Source organism: Nocardioides panzhihuensis, assembly GCF_013408335.1.
GTDB classification, from domain to species: Bacteria; Actinomycetota; Actinomycetes; order Propionibacteriales; family Nocardioidaceae; genus Nocardioides; species Nocardioides panzhihuensis.
Map to the genome: position 1 here is coordinate 1,161,326 of NZ_JACBZR010000001.1, position 13,162 is coordinate 1,174,487.

The window sequence follows — 13,162 nt, forward strand, 5'->3', positions numbered from 1 at the left end:
AGCGCACACGCCCGGCGCGGGGACGCTCCGCGATAAAGACTAAGGACGAATTCCTTGACCGAACCAGTCATCACTGCCGTCGAGACGACCATCGACAACGGCAAGTTCGGCACCCGCACCGTCAAGTTCGAGACCGGGCTGCTCGCCCGGCAGGCCGCGGGTTCCGTGACCGCCTACCTCGATGACGAGACGATGCTGCTGTCTGCGACCACCGCCTCGAAGCACCCGAAGGAGCACCTCGACTTCTTCCCGCTGACCGTCGACGTCGAGGAGCGGATGTACGCCGCGGGCAAGATCCCCGGCTCCTTCTTCCGTTCCGAGGGTCGCCCGGGCGAGGACGCGATCCTCACCTGCCGTCTGATCGACCGCCCGCTGCGCCCGACCTTCAAGAAGGGTCTGCGCAACGAGGTCCAGGTCGTCATCACCGTCATGGCGCTCGACCCCGACCAGCCCTACGACGTGCTCGCGATCAACGCCGCGTCGATGTCCACCCAGCTCTCCGGCCTGCCGTTCTCCGGCCCGGTCGGCGCCGTTCGCGTCGCCCTGATCGAAGGCCAGTGGGTCGCCTTCCCGAGCCACAGCCAGCTCGAGAACGCCGTCTTCGACATGGTCGTCGCCGGCCGCGTCACCGACTCCGGCGACGTCGCCATCATGATGGTCGAGGCCGAGTCCACCGAGCAGACCTGGGACCTGGTCGCCTCCGGCGCCCAGGCGCCGACCGAGCCGATCGTGGCCGGCGGTCTGGACGCTGCCAAGCCGTTCATCAAGCAGCTTGTCGAGGCCCAGGCCGAGCTGGCCAAGCTGGCCGCCAAGCCGGTCCAGGACTTCCCGATCTTCCTGGACTACCAGGACGACGTCTACGAGGCCGTCGAGGCCACCGTCGGCGCTGACATCACCGACCTCTACACCGTCGGTGGCAAGCGCGAGCGCACGCTCGGCAAGCAGGAGCGCGACGAAGAGGCCGACCGGATCAAGGCTGCGCTGCTCGAGAAGCTCGGCCCGCAGTTCGAGGGCCGCGAGGGTGAGATCGGCGCTGCCTTCCGCGCTCTGACCAAGAAGGCCATCCGCGAGCAGGTCCTGCGCGACCAGGTCCGCATCGACGGTCGCGGCCTGGCCGACCTCCGTCCGCTGCACTCCGAGGTCGGTGTGATCCCGCGGGTCCACGGCTCGGCGCTGTTCGAGCGCGGCGAGACCCAGATCCTGGGTGTCACCACCCTCGACATGCTCAAGATGGAGCAGCAGCTCGACACGCTCTCCCCGGAGAAGCACCGCCGCTACATCCACAAGTACATCTTCCCGCCGTTCTCCACCGGTGAGACCGGCCGGGTCGGCTCGCCCAAGCGCCGCGAGGTCGGCCACGGTGCGCTCGCCCGCCGCGCGCTCCTGCCGGTGCTGCCGAGCCGCGAGGAGTTCCCCTACGCGATCCGCCAGCTCTCCGAGGCGATGGGGTCGAACGGCTCCACCTCGATGGGTTCGGTCTGCGCCTCGACCATGTCGCTGCTCAACGCCGGTGTGCCGCTGAAGGCCCCGGTCGCCGGTATCGCGATGGGTCTGATCTCCGGTGAGATCGACGGCGAGACGAAGTACGTCGCGCTCACCGACATCCTCGGTGCCGAGGACGCCTTCGGCGACATGGACTTCAAGGTCGCCGGCACCTCGGAGTTCGTGACCGCGCTGCAGCTCGACACCAAGCTCGACGGCATCCCGGCCGAGGTCCTCGCCCAGGCCCTCAACCAGGCCAAGGACGCGCGTACGACCATCCTGGACGTCATGCACGAGGCCATCGGCGGTGTCGAGGAGATGGCTCCGACCGCACCCCGGATCATCACCGTGAAGGTGCCCGTCGACAAGATCGGCGAGCTGATCGGGCCCAAGGGCAAGGTCATCAACCAGATCCAGGACGACACCGGCGCCCAGATCTCCATCGAGGACGACGGCACCGTGCTCATCGGCGCGACCGAAGGCGGCGCGGCCGAGGCCGCCCGTGCGGCGGTCAACGCGATCGCCAACCCGACCATGCCCGAGGTCGGCGAGCGCTACCTCGGCACGGTCGTGAAGACGACCAACTTCGGTGCGTTCGTCGCCCTGCTCCCGGGCAAGGACGGCCTGCTCCACATCACCAAGCTGCGCGCCCTCAATGGCGGCAAGCGGGTCGAGTCGGTGGATGACGTCGTCGAGGTCGGCCAGAAGATCCAGGTCGAGATCGCCGAGATCGACGACCGCGGCAAGCTCTCGCTCGCCCCGGTGCTCGAGGAGGAGGCCTCCTCCGAGGAGGCTCCTGCGGAGACCGCCACCGAGGCTGCAGACGAGGAGTGACCTTGGTGTCACCCAACACCCGGGGGACCGGTCGACACGAAGGTGTCGGCCGGTCCTCCGGCTATGACCAGGAGCCTGGCACCACCGTCACGCTCGAGCAGACCGAGGTCAACGGCGCGGTGACGTCGTTGGTGCGTCGTACGGTCCACCCGTCCGGCCTGCGGATCGTGACCGAGCAGATGGCCGGGGTTCGCTCAGCGACGATCGGCGTCTTCATCGGCGTCGGTTCCCGGGACGAGACCGCGCGTCAGCACGGCTGCTCCCACTTCCTCGAGCACCTGCTGTTCAAGGGCACCCCGTCGCGTACGGCCTTGGAGATCTCCTCCTCGCTGGACCGTGTGGGCGGGGAGTTCAACGCCTACACGGCCAAGGAGTACACGTGCTTCCACGCGCGCGTGCTCGACGACGACCTGCCGCTGGCGGTCGACGTCATGGGCGACATGCTGACCTCCTCGCTGGTCACGGAGGAGGACGTCGAGGCCGAGCGGGACGTCATCCTCGACGAGATCGCGATGCACGACGACGATCCCGACGATGTCATCCACAACCTCGTCGCCGCGCAGGCATGGGGCGCAGAGACGCCGCTGGGACGGGGCATCGCCGGCACGGAGGAGTCGATCGCCGCCTTGACCCGCGACGAGATCGACGAGTTCTACAAGGCCCACTACGTGGCGCCCAGGATGGTCGTCGCGGTAGCCGGCAACATCGAGCACGACGAGGTCGTGGCGATGGTGGAGAAGGCGTTCTCCGGGTCGGGCTTCCTAGGGGCCTCCGCCGCTCCGGTGCCTCCTCGCGAGGGGTCGCCGATCGACGTCGTGCCCGGCGAGACCAGAGCCGAGCGCCCGCTGGAGCAGGTCAACGTGATCCTGGCCCGCCAGGGTCTGCAGCGTGGCGATGACCGTCGCTTCGCGTTCGAGGTGGTCAACACCGCCGTCGGCGGCGCGACCTCCTCGCGGCTCTTCCAGGAGGTCCGCGAGCACCGGGGCCTGGCCTACTCGGTCTATTCCTACGCCTACAGCCACGCCGAGACGGGTCTCTTCGGAGTCCAGGTCGGCTGCCTGCCGGCCAAGCTCGGCGAGGTGCTCGAGGTCGTACGCTCCGAGCTGGCCGCCGTCGCACGCGACGGCATCACCGCCGAGGAGCTCGAGCTCGGCAAGGGGCAGTTGCGTGGTGGCCTCGTGCTCGGCCTCGAGGACTCTGCCTCCCGGATGTCCCGCATCGGCCGTGCCGAGCTGGTCCATCGCGAGCTCTACTCGATCGACGAGGTCCTCGCCCGGATCGACGGGGTCACCCTCGAGGAGTGCCGTGAGGTCGCGGCCGAGATCCTCAGCCGACCCGAGATCCTCGCGGTCGTGGGGCCGGCCTGACGTTGCTCCAGGGATACCCGGTCGACCGGGTATCCCTGGGGTTGACGGGCACTGAAACACCCCACAACCCCAAGAACTCCCCGTCCAGTTCCCGGACGCATCCCACCATGTGGATGCTGGGGGTCAGCGCTTACCGATGATCCCGACGGCGGCCGGGACCTTGGAGTCGACGATGGAGACCCGGAAACCGCCGTCGGCCAGGGCCTTGCTCGCCTTCTCGATGATCTCGGGGACCTGCTCGCGCTGGGTGGCCTCGTAGAAGAGGTTGACGGTGCCGCCGGGGAGCACGCGCTCGTGGAGCAGGGCGATCTCGGCGGATGCGTCACGCACCCAGAACAGGTTGACGTTGAACGCGAAGACCTTCGTCAGCCGCTTGACCGGGACCCGCAGCGTCGCGAGATCGATCTGACGGACCGTGAGGCGTCCTGCCTCCAGATACTGCGCGCACCGTCGCTTCGTACGATCGACGCCCGACTCCGAGCGATCGATCGCAAATAGTTTTCCGGTCTCCAGCCGGCTACAGATCAGCTCGGCACCAGCCCCCGGGCCACAGCCGATCTCAAGGACATGATCGTTCGGTTGAATGTCCATGAAATCAACGGCCCAACGGATCCGAGCAGGGATCGTCTGCACCACCATGGGTCCAAGACTGCCAGATCCCCATACGGTTCCGCTCACAGCCCTCGCCGGACAGTGTTCACCGGATAGTGGTAGATCGTTGCTGGAGCGTGATCTATGCGGTCGGTCGCTTCGTCCCGGGCCGCTTCGCATAAGGTTGCTCGCCATGATCAAGGTGGCTGTTCTCGGTGCAGGTGGCAAGCTCGGTTCGGCGGTCTGCGAGGCGGTCGAGTCCGCCGACGACCTGGAGCTGGTGGCGCGGATCGGGCGCGGCGACGTGCTTTCGACGATCACCGACGCCGGCGCCGAGGTGGCTGTCGACGTCACCACTCTCGAGGCGGTGATGGGCAACGCGGAGTTCTGCCTGTCCCACGGCGTGCACACCGTGATCGGCACCTCGGGGTTCGGTCCCGACCGCGTCGAGCAGCTCGGGGCCTGGCTGGCCGAGGCTCCGGGGGTCGGCGCGATGGTGGTCCCCAACTTCTCGGTCGGCGCTGTGCTGATGATGCGTTTCGCCGAGCTCGCGGCCGCCCACTTCCCGTCCGTGGAGATCGTCGAGACCCACCACGAGCGGAAGGCTGACGCGCCTTCGGGCACCGCCCGCAGGACCGCTGAGCTCGTCGCTGCCGCGCGCCGGGAGGCCGGGGTGGCCCCGGCGCCGGACGCGACCACGTCGGCCCTCCAGGGCGCCCGTGGCGCCGCTGTGGAGGGCATCCCGGTCCACTCCCTGCGGATGGCCGGCTCGGTCGCCCACCAGGAGGTCGTCCTCGGCGGTGTCGGCGAGCTCTTGACCATCCGCCACGACTCGCTCTCGCACGCCTCCTTCGCTCACGGCGTGCTCGCCGCGATCCGCGGCATCGGCTCGCGCCCTGGGCTCACGGTCGGCCTGGAGGACGTCCTCGGGCTCGGCTGAGGACTCCTCAGAGCTGCTCAGGACTGCTGGGCGGGCTCAGCTGGGGCAGAGGTCCCGGCGGCGTAGCCGTTCATCCTTGGGCGGCTCGGTCGGGTCGGCCAGCAGGCTGCGGTAGTCGTCGTGGCGCAACGGCCCGTCCGCGAGCTCGCCCGAGGACTTCGGCACCTGCAGCGGCTCGGCGTCGTACTCCATCTTCACCCGGTCCACGCCGGGGATCGAGGTCAGCGACAGCACGGTCTGCGCGGTGGCGAGCACGACCCGGTTGGTGGCGATCGTGTCGTCGGTGGCGATGCGGAGGTGGGCGGTGCGGTCGGTGATCTCCAGGAGCTCCAGCCATCCCTCCGGCGGCAGGGCAGTGCCGAGACCTGAGGCCAGGTCGACCTCCGACGGACCGTCGCCGAGCTGGTCGAGGATGTGCTCCGCGACCCCGTCGACGGTCTTGGAGCAGAAGCTGGCGGTGGGGCGACTGACGAGACGGTCCTCGCCGTTGACCCAGTAGAGCCGCGGCCCGGTGGCGCCCTGCGCTGCGCCCGGAGCGACGGCGGAGGCGTCGTCGAGCAGATGGTAGGGAACCTCGGCGGGATCGACGGTCCGCACATCGTCGCTGCTCGGGACTCCGCACGCCGCCGCGCCGGCCAGCAGCAGGCCGGAGAGCACCGCCGCCCATGACGTACGCGCCGTCCTCATGTCACCTCCCGGCCCGATGCGGTCCGCGCCGTGGGAGCGAGGGGGAGCGAGAGCACGAAGTCCGCGCCGCTCGGGTCCGCATCGCGACACCAGACCGACCCGTCGTGCAGCTGAGCGGTCCGCTCCACGATGCTCAGGCCCAGCCCGCTCCCGGTCGTCGCGCCCCGCGCCCCCATCCGGGAGAACCGGTCGAAGATGTGCTCGCGCGACTCGACGGGCACCCCGGGCCCGGAGTCCGCGACGTGGATCTCGGCGTCACCGCGGCGCGCGATGGCACGCACCGAGGTGAGGCCGCCGCCATGGGTCTGGGCGTTGCGGACCAGGTTGGCCAAGGCTCGGTGGAGCTGGAGCCGGTCGCCGTAGATCTCCAGGTCGTCGGGGACCTCGATGACCACGTCGTCGATGCCGTTGTCCGCGAGAGTCGCCGTGACTAGGTCGGCGACTCTCAGCACCTCCCACTCCGACTCCCGCACGCCCGCGTCGAGACGCCCCAGCGCGATGAGGTCTTCGAGCGCCCCGCGGAACCGTTCCAGCTCGCCGGCCATCAGGTCCACTGCGGTCGCGGAGCTGGGGGAGAGGTGCTTGTCGCCCTGCAGGACACCGAGGCTGGTGGTGAGGGTGGCCACCGGCGTACGAAGCTCGTGACTGACGTCGGCTGCGAAGCGGGCATCGTGGTCGAGCCGCTCGACCACGGTGTCGACCATGGTGTTGAACGACCCGGTCAGGGTCGCCAGGTCGGGGTCGTCGGTTGCCTCGACCCGGGTGTCGAGCTCGCCGGCGGAGATCCGCGCCGCGGCCAGGGCGACCTGGCGCAGCGGCCGCAGGACCCGCCGGGCGGCGTACCAGCCGAGCACGCCGCCGGCGATGGTGGTGACCGCCGCCGAGATGGCGAGGGCGTAGCCCATCGTGTCGAGGGTCTCGCTGAGCTCCTTGGCGTAGGTGACCTCGTAGTAGTCGGCACCCACCCCCTCGAGCGGGATCCCGACGACGATGTTTGGCCGGTCGCCGGTGTCGGTCCAGGTCAGCGCGACGTCTCCGGCCCGGACGCTCGAGGCGACGTCGCTGGTGGCGTCGTGGACCTGGGTGGTGAGGTCGGAGGAGTACCACTGACCGTCCTTGTGGACGAACACCGTGGTGCGGCTCGGTTGGGCGATCTCGGCGAGAACCTCGGCGACGTTGACCCCGTTCGTGCGCAGCCGCTCCTTGACGAGAGCGGCGTCGATGTAGGCCTGCTGCAGTGCGTTCCGCTCGCGCTGCGCGATCAGGTAGTGACGTGCCGAGAAGTAGGTGCTGAAGGCGAGGATCAGGCTGATCATCAGCGCGCCGGCCGCGAACGCCGCCACGACGTTGGCGCGGAGACCGCGCCGGCTCGGTCTCCGGTTCATCGCGGGTCCAGCCGATAGCCCAGGCCGCGGACGGTGGAGATGACGCCGCCTGCCTCCGGGTCCGTGTCGACCTTGTTGCGCAGGCGGCTGACGTGCACGTCGACGACCCGGACGTCGCCGTGATGGCCCTCGGGCCACATCTGGTTGACCAGGTTCTCGCGGGTCATCACCCTGCCGGGGCTGTTCGTCAGCGCGAGCAGGAGCTTGAACTCCGTGCTGGTCAGGTGCAGGTCCTCAGCGCCCCGGCGGAGGGTCGCGGCCTCCGGGTCGAAGACCAGCGGGCCGTCGGTCGAGTCGAGCACGATGCCGCTGGCAGGGGTGTAGCCGCCCTGGACAGGGACGAGGGGAAAGTCGGGGCGCCGCAGCGCGGCCCGGATCCGGGCCCTGACCTCCGCCACGTCGAACGGCTTGCGCACGTAGTCGTCGGCCCCCGCCTCGAGCGCGGTGACCACGTCCTTGGCGCCGTCTCGGGCGCTGATCACGATGATCGGCGCGGTCGTTCGGGGGCGCACGCTCCGGATGAAGGTGAACCCGTCGATGCCACCGAGCATCAGGTCGACGAGCATCACGTCGAACGGCTCCTGGGCGTCGAGATCGAGGGCGATCTCGGCGTCGTCGGCTTCGCCGACCGCGTACCCCTCCTGCTCGAGGAAGAGCCGAAGGGACGTACGCAGCCCGTAGTCGTCCTCCAGGATGAGCACTCGCTTGGCTGCCTCTTGCACGTCCCGCATCGTCTCACCCGAACGGTCGGGAAACAGAGCCGTCGCGGGCCGCCGGCCGGAAGTGACACGAGACTGACATGAAACTGCGAAAGGACCTCCACACACCGTAGGCAGGGTGGACGGCATGAGCGAGGCGGAGTTCTACCCGGTGGACGAGACCATCATCGTGCCGTTCTCGGACGCGACCTGCCTGCGGGCGATCCACAACCTGCGATGGCGGTTGGCCGAGATGCTCGTGGGCGGTCCCGAGGCGGTCGTGGTCGACCTCGCGGGTCTGACCGGGTTCTCCTCGACGACCGTCGCGGCGCTGCTGTGGGCCAAGCGTCGCTGCGGGTCGAGGGGCGTGCCGCTCCGTCTCCGGAACGCCGATCCGGCGCTCGCCGGTCAGCTCCGCCGAGCCGGTCTCGACACCATCTGGGACATCCAGACGGCTCCGGCCGCATCCACCCCCACCCGAAAGGCCAACTGATGAGCAACCACGTCCACGAGACGGAACGCGAGCAGACGTTCGATCTGCTGACGCCGGACCAGGCGATGAACCAGGTGCGGGCGTGGACCGACTCACGGGTCGTCGGCGACCGCGCCGCCAACCGGCTCGAGGTCCTCGCCGCATTCGGCATCCACGTGGCCCTCTCGAACCTCCCCGGCGAGATCTGGGTGAAGCTGGCGTGGCGTACGCCGACCCGGATCGAGCTCTCCACGATCTGGACGCTCACCTCGATGCCGGCGTCCGCGCCCGAGCCCTACGTCGCCGAGAAGCTCACCGACCTGGCCGGCTCATGGAGCTTCCACGAGCGTGTCGGCGGGGCCAGCCTCGTCTGCGAGGTCGAGGACCCGCCGAGGCCCGACGAGGCCTAGCCCGGACTCAGCGGTAGTCGTCGGAGAGCTGCGAGCCGATCTTGACCTGCGGCTTGGGCATACGCAGCGGGCGGATCTGGATGGCCCGCATGATCGCGTAGTAGGTGGTGCCCTTGAGGTCGTTGTCGGGGAAGCGGCGCTTGAGCTCCTTGCGGAGCAGGAAACGCAGCGTGATCAGGTTGATGATCACGGTGGCCATCACGACGAGCGTGAAGAGCTGGGAGTACATCGCCAGCTGGAGGCTGATGTAGGGCACCACCAACGCGATGATCAGCACCGGGAGCACAATCTCGGCGAAGGTGAACCGGGCGTCGATCCAATCACGGATGAAGCGCTTGACCGGGCCCTTGTCGCGCAGCGGCAGGTAGCGCTCGTCGCCGGTCTTCATCGCCTGGCGCATCTTGTCGCCGTGCTCGGCGCGCTGGGCGCGGTTGGCGGCGTTGATCTCCTTGCGCGAACGCGGTTGCTTGAGACGCGCCTTGCGAGCCGCTTCGGCTTCCTTGCGCGATGGGGTCGGGCGACCCTTGCCGGTCTCTTTGACCGGGGTCTCGGGCTCGACGACCTGCTGGGCGGGGGACTTGCGACCGAACAACGAAGGGACCTCTTACGTATCTGCTGAAGCGGGAGCCCGAAGCAACTGAGTCTTGCTGAGCGGAGCCCGAAGCAAAAACAGTGTTGGCTAGGACACGTACAGGATATCCCGAGGGACCCGGACTACGAGTTTTGTGGACCCGGCCTAAGGTGAGAGGCAACACTTGTCCCAGGACGGCGAGAGTCCAGCGGCAAGCGACGACGCGGGGCGGCCGGCGGTCGGCCGCATATGAGAGGCGTAAAGGGAACCGATGAGTGTGATGAAGCGGCTGAGCCTGGTCTTCAAGGCGAAGGCAAACAAGGCGCTCGACAAGGCCGAGGACCCACGGGAGGTGCTCGACTACAGCTACCAGAAGCAGCTTCAGATGCTGCAGCAGGTGCGTCGTGGCGTCGCGGACGTCGCGACCAGCCGCAAGCGCGTCGAGCTGCAGATCAACGGGCTCAAGCAGCAGTCCGACAAGCTCACCACGCAGGCCCAGAAGGCCATCGAGATGAACCGTGAGGATCTTGCCCGCGAGGCCCTCACGCGCAAGAGCGGCCTCACCCAGCAGATGAACGACCTCAACACCCAGCTGGGGACCCTTCAGGGCGAGGAGGAGAAGCTCACCCTCGCGCAGCAGCGGCTGCAGGCCAAGGTGGAGTCCTTCCGCACCAAGAAGGAGACCATCAAGGCGACCTACACCGCTGCCGAGGCGCAGACCCGGATCAACGAGGCGATCTCCGGCATCGGCGAGGAGATGGGCGACGTCGGCATGGCCATGCAGCGTGCCGAGGACAAGACCCTGGAGATGCAGGCTCGCGCCGGTGCCGTCGACGAGCTGCTCGCCTCCGGTGCTCTCGACGACCTCACCGCCGGTCCCACCGACGACATCACCCGCCAGCTCGACGCGCTCAGCTCGACCAACGACGTCGAGGCGGAGCTCGCCGCGCTCAAGGGCCTCAGCTCCCCGCAGCAGACGCAGGCGCTGCCCAGTGCCGACGCCAACGCGCCGGTCATCGACGTGGAGTCGACCGAGAAGAAGGCCGAGCAGTGATCGTACGCATCATGGGCGAGGGCCAGTACGACCTCGACGAGGCCTCTGTCGACAAGCTCAACGAGCTCGACGCCGCGGTCGAAGCTGCCTGCAAGGGCACCGACGAGGACGTCTTCGACGCGGCCCTGGCCGCGTTGCTCGATGGCGTACGGTCAATGGGCACCGCCCACCCGGTCGACGCGATCGACTCCTCCGACCTGATCCTCCCCGGACCCGGCTCCACGCTCGCCGAGGTCTCCGAGATGCTGGGCGACGAGGGCCTCATCCCCGGCTGATGTCACGCTTCCAGGGGGATGCCGGGCTGACCGTCCGGATGACCACGGTGATGTTCCTGCTCGGCGCGCTGTTCGTCGGGCTCATCGTGGCGCTGATGTTCGTGATGCCGGCGCAGTGGGCGCCGATCATCGGCATCATCGGTCTCGGCATCGCCTGGTGGCAGTGGTACTCCTCCGACACCCTCGCGATGCGCGCCATGGGCGCGCGCGAGGTGTCGGTCCAGGAGGCGCCCGAGCTGCACGCGATGATCGACCGGCTGTGCACCCTGGCCGACATGCCGAAGCCTCGGGTTGGGATCGCCCACACCGACATGCCCAACGCCTTCGCCACCGGCCGCTCGCCCAAGCGCTCCGCGGTCGTGGTGACCACCGGCATCATGCAGCGGCTGAGCGCCGAGGAGCTGGAGGGCGTGCTCGCTCACGAGCTCTCTCATGTCGCCCACCGCGACGTGCTCGTGATGACGGTCGCCTCCTCGGCAGGCATCGTGGCCGGGATGCTGAGCCGGGGCTCCCAGTACGGCGCGTACGCGGGTGGCGGCCGCCGCGACGGCAACAACGCTCTCCCGGTGTGGCTGGTGGTGCTGCTGGTGTCGCTGGCCGTCTACGCCGTGTCATGGGTGCTGCTGCGGATGCTGTCGCGCTACCGCGAGCTGGCCGCCGACCGTGCCGGCGCGCACCTGACCATGAAGCCGGGCGCGCTGGCCAGCGCGCTGCAGAAGATCACCGGCGAGATCTCCGCGATCCCGAGCCGGGACCTGCGATCCTCGCAGGCGATGAACGCGTTCTTCATCGCACCGGCGATCAGCGGTCAGTCGCTGCGTACGCTGACCTCGACGCACCCCTCGCTGGAGCAGCGCCTGGAGCAGCTCGCCCGGATCGAGGCCGAGCTCGGCCGTCCGGCGCAGTGACGACGTAAGGTCGCTCTGTGGGTTTCTGGGATGTCATCACGGGTCGTACGCGACCGAAGCAGGCCAACCTCGACGCGCTGTTCGCAGTGCCGACCGCCGCACTCACCATGCAGACCTCGCTCGGGCTGGTCCCGACGGGGGACGGGGCGGTCTGCTACCGCGCCGCCGCAGGGGCAGGGTTCGCCGGCACGCAGGACGACGTCGTCGAGCTGCTCGGGGCCTCCGAGGCAGCGCCGAAGGTGTCCACGAGCGTCGACGAGTTCGGCTTCACCTGGCTCAGCGTCGACCACGAGCCCCTGGACCCGGCCAACCCCGACATCACCGGTCTGGTCACCGACCTCCACGCGGTCAACACCACGTTGGAGATGAACGGCTTCGGGCCGGGGCTGCTCTGCTCGCTGATCGGCTTCGAGGGTGCCGACGGGCGCAGCGTGGGCCTGATCTACCTCTACAAGCAGGGCACCTTCTACCCCTTCGTCCCGACCGGTCCGCAGCAGCGTGACAACCTTCTCGAGATCAACGTCCGCACCGCGATCGAGGGCGATCTCCCGGTCGAGAAGGACCTCTCCCGCTGGCTCGCGGTCTGGGGCGCTCCGGGGCTCTGAGGTCGATCCGAGAGATTGTGAGACCGACATGGAACGGGCATTGAGCTTCGGCGCGGTCGCGGAGGACTACGAGCGCTACCGTCCCGGCTATCCAGACGACCTGGTCGCGCTGGTGAGCGAAGTCGCCGAGGGCTCGGTGCGACGGGCAATCGAGATCGGTGCCGGGACCGGAAAGGCGACCCGGGTGTTCGCCGCGGCCGGGATCGACGTGGTCGCGACCGATCCCGATGCCGACATGCTCGCCGTTCTCCGGCGCGAGTGTGCGGGCCTGCCGGTGACCACTGTGCGCGCCACCGTGGAGGAGCTCGATCCGGCGGCGTACGAGCCATTCGACCTGCTCTTCGCTGCCGCCGCCTGGCACTGGACCGCGCCGGCGACTCGGTGGGACCGTGCCACCGCCCTGGTCCGCCTCGGGGGAGCCGTGGCGTTCTTCGGCGGCCCGTTCGTGCTGGCCGACGACAAGCTCGCTGCCGTCGAGGAAGGGATGGTCGCGGCGTACGCCCCGGCGGGTCGCCACATCCCGCCGCCGTCCGCGGCGGATGCGCCGATGCTGTTTCCCGGGGACGAGATGCTCGCCGACGATCGACTGATCGACGTGCGCGAGCGCGAGGTGCCGCGCCGGTTCACCTTCGCTCGCGATGACTACCTGCGCCACCTCGACACCATCTCAGCGATCCGGATCCTCCCGGCCGCCGACCGGTCTGCCCTCTTCGCCGACTTGGCAGGAGCTCTCCCGGACCAGGTCAAGGTACGTGCGGACCTGATGGTGCACACCGCACGCCGAGTCGACGTCAGCGTCTGAGCGGGGCGGAGCCGTCCAGACGGCGGCTCGTCGGCGAAGACATCGACACGCTTCAGCGGCTTCACAAGCAACACACAGCAA

The 13,162-nt window shown here is 68.9% G+C and carries 15 protein-coding genes; 10 read left to right on the plus strand and 5 right to left on the minus strand.

Annotated elements, in window-relative coordinates:
* Positions 1–54: 54 nt before the first annotated feature.
* Together BJ988_RS05380 and BJ988_RS05385 are read left to right on the plus strand one after the other, a co-directional pair.
* Positions 55–2,316 carry a polyribonucleotide nucleotidyltransferase gene (locus BJ988_RS05380; RefSeq protein WP_179657072.1) on the plus strand — a complete coding sequence of 754 codons (2,262 nt, stop codon included), beginning with the start codon at positions 55–57 and terminating at the stop codon, positions 2,314–2,316.
* A gap of 5 nt (positions 2,317–2,321) precedes the next feature.
* Positions 2,322–3,683, plus strand: a complete 1,362-nt coding sequence (locus tag BJ988_RS05385) for an insulinase family protein (protein ID WP_179657073.1) — start codon at positions 2,322–2,324, stop codon at positions 3,681–3,683.
* A 123-nt stretch (positions 3,684–3,806) separates the two neighbouring features.
* On the opposite strand, the gene BJ988_RS05390 is transcribed toward BJ988_RS05385, so the two are convergent.
* Positions 3,807–4,274, minus strand: coding sequence for a class I SAM-dependent methyltransferase (locus tag BJ988_RS05390; protein WP_246321406.1), 468 nt, complete (start codon positions 4,272–4,274; stop codon positions 3,807–3,809).
* A 193-nt stretch (positions 4,275–4,467) separates the two neighbouring features.
* On the opposite strand from BJ988_RS05390, the gene dapB reads away from it, so the two are divergent.
* Positions 4,468–5,214, plus strand: coding sequence for a 4-hydroxy-tetrahydrodipicolinate reductase (gene dapB / locus BJ988_RS05395; protein ID WP_179657075.1), 747 nt, complete (start codon positions 4,468–4,470; stop codon positions 5,212–5,214).
* Between the two features lie 36 nt (positions 5,215–5,250).
* On the opposite strand, the gene BJ988_RS05400 is transcribed toward dapB, so the two are convergent.
* From BJ988_RS05400 to BJ988_RS05410, 3 genes are read right to left on the minus strand one after another with little or no spacing between them, the layout of a single operon-like run.
* On the minus strand, positions 5,251–5,901 hold the full coding sequence (locus BJ988_RS05400) for a GerMN domain-containing protein (RefSeq protein ID WP_179657076.1): 651 nt from the start codon (positions 5,899–5,901) through the stop codon (positions 5,251–5,253).
* Entirely contained in the window at positions 5,898–7,286 is a 1,389-nt protein-coding gene (locus BJ988_RS05405) for a sensor histidine kinase (protein WP_179657077.1), read from the minus strand. Before BJ988_RS05405 ends, BJ988_RS05400 begins: the two co-directional genes overlap by 4 nt.
* Positions 7,283–8,017 (minus strand): response regulator transcription factor, encoded by a 735-nt coding sequence (locus BJ988_RS05410; protein ID WP_179657078.1) that lies wholly within the window; start codon positions 8,015–8,017, stop codon positions 7,283–7,285. The genes BJ988_RS05405 and BJ988_RS05410 overlap by 4 nt, the downstream gene beginning before the upstream one ends.
* A gap of 115 nt (positions 8,018–8,132) precedes the next feature.
* Between BJ988_RS05410 and BJ988_RS05415 the strand changes: the two genes are divergently transcribed.
* Together BJ988_RS05415 and BJ988_RS05420 are read left to right on the plus strand one after the other, a co-directional pair.
* A complete protein-coding gene (locus BJ988_RS05415) occupies positions 8,133–8,477 on the plus strand; it encodes an STAS domain-containing protein (RefSeq protein ID WP_179657079.1) in 345 nt (114 codons plus the stop codon).
* On the plus strand, positions 8,477–8,866 hold the full coding sequence (locus BJ988_RS05420) for a hypothetical protein (RefSeq protein ID WP_179657080.1): 390 nt from the start codon (positions 8,477–8,479) through the stop codon (positions 8,864–8,866). The genes BJ988_RS05415 and BJ988_RS05420 overlap by 1 nt, the downstream gene beginning before the upstream one ends.
* Before the next feature lie 7 nt (positions 8,867–8,873).
* On the opposite strand, the gene BJ988_RS05425 is transcribed toward BJ988_RS05420, so the two are convergent.
* Positions 8,874–9,458: a DUF3043 domain-containing protein gene (locus BJ988_RS05425; RefSeq protein WP_179657081.1), complete on the minus strand. Its 585-nt coding sequence runs from the start codon at positions 9,456–9,458 to the stop codon at positions 8,874–8,876.
* A gap of 250 nt (positions 9,459–9,708) precedes the next feature.
* On the opposite strand from BJ988_RS05425, the gene BJ988_RS05430 reads away from it, so the two are divergent.
* The 5 genes from BJ988_RS05430 to BJ988_RS05450 are packed head-to-tail and all read left to right on the plus strand — an operon-like array spanning position 9,709 to position 13,081.
* Complete coding sequence (locus BJ988_RS05430; RefSeq protein ID WP_179657082.1) at positions 9,709–10,491, plus strand: PspA/IM30 family protein; 783 nt, start codon at positions 9,709–9,711, stop codon at positions 10,489–10,491.
* Positions 10,488–10,766, plus strand: a complete 279-nt coding sequence (pspAA, locus tag BJ988_RS05435) for a PspA-associated protein PspAA (protein ID WP_179657083.1) — start codon at positions 10,488–10,490, stop codon at positions 10,764–10,766. The genes BJ988_RS05430 and pspAA overlap by 4 nt, the downstream gene beginning before the upstream one ends.
* Complete coding sequence (gene htpX, locus BJ988_RS05440; RefSeq protein ID WP_179657084.1) at positions 10,766–11,674, plus strand: zinc metalloprotease HtpX; 909 nt, start codon at positions 10,766–10,768, stop codon at positions 11,672–11,674. Before pspAA ends, htpX begins: the two co-directional genes overlap by 1 nt.
* 17 nt (positions 11,675–11,691) lie before the next feature.
* On the plus strand, positions 11,692–12,279 hold the full coding sequence (gene pspAB, locus BJ988_RS05445) for a PspA-associated protein PspAB (RefSeq protein ID WP_179657085.1): 588 nt from the start codon (positions 11,692–11,694) through the stop codon (positions 12,277–12,279).
* 28 nt (positions 12,280–12,307) lie between these two features.
* Positions 12,308–13,081: a class I SAM-dependent methyltransferase gene (locus BJ988_RS05450; RefSeq protein ID WP_179657086.1), complete on the plus strand. Its 774-nt coding sequence runs from the start codon at positions 12,308–12,310 to the stop codon at positions 13,079–13,081.
* The last annotated feature ends 81 nt before the right edge of the window (positions 13,082–13,162 follow it).

Bases quoted from the DNA above. Each gene is read 5' to 3' on its own strand.
- BJ988_RS05400 (WP_179657076.1), bottom strand. From the start codon at position 5,901: ATGAGGACGGCGCGTACGTCATGGGCGGCGGTGCTCTCCGGCCTGCTG.
- BJ988_RS05420 (WP_179657080.1), top strand. From the start codon at position 8,477: ATGAGCAACCACGTCCACGAGACGGAACGCGAGCAGACGTTCGATCTG.
- BJ988_RS05410 (WP_179657078.1), bottom strand. From the start codon at position 8,017: ATGCGGGACGTGCAAGAGGCAGCCAAGCGAGTGCTCATCCTGGAGGAC.
- BJ988_RS05430 (WP_179657082.1), top strand. From the start codon at position 9,709: ATGAGTGTGATGAAGCGGCTGAGCCTGGTCTTCAAGGCGAAGGCAAAC.
- BJ988_RS05450 (WP_179657086.1), top strand. From the start codon at position 12,308: ATGGAACGGGCATTGAGCTTCGGCGCGGTCGCGGAGGACTACGAGCGC.
- dapB (WP_179657075.1), top strand. From the start codon at position 4,468: ATGATCAAGGTGGCTGTTCTCGGTGCAGGTGGCAAGCTCGGTTCGGCG.
- BJ988_RS05390 (WP_246321406.1), bottom strand. From the start codon at position 4,274: ATGGACATTCAACCGAACGATCATGTCCTTGAGATCGGCTGTGGCCCG.
- BJ988_RS05405 (WP_179657077.1), bottom strand. From the start codon at position 7,286: ATGAACCGGAGACCGAGCCGGCGCGGTCTCCGCGCCAACGTCGTGGCG.
- BJ988_RS05415 (WP_179657079.1), top strand. From the start codon at position 8,133: ATGAGCGAGGCGGAGTTCTACCCGGTGGACGAGACCATCATCGTGCCG.
- htpX (WP_179657084.1), top strand. From the start codon at position 10,766: ATGTCACGCTTCCAGGGGGATGCCGGGCTGACCGTCCGGATGACCACG.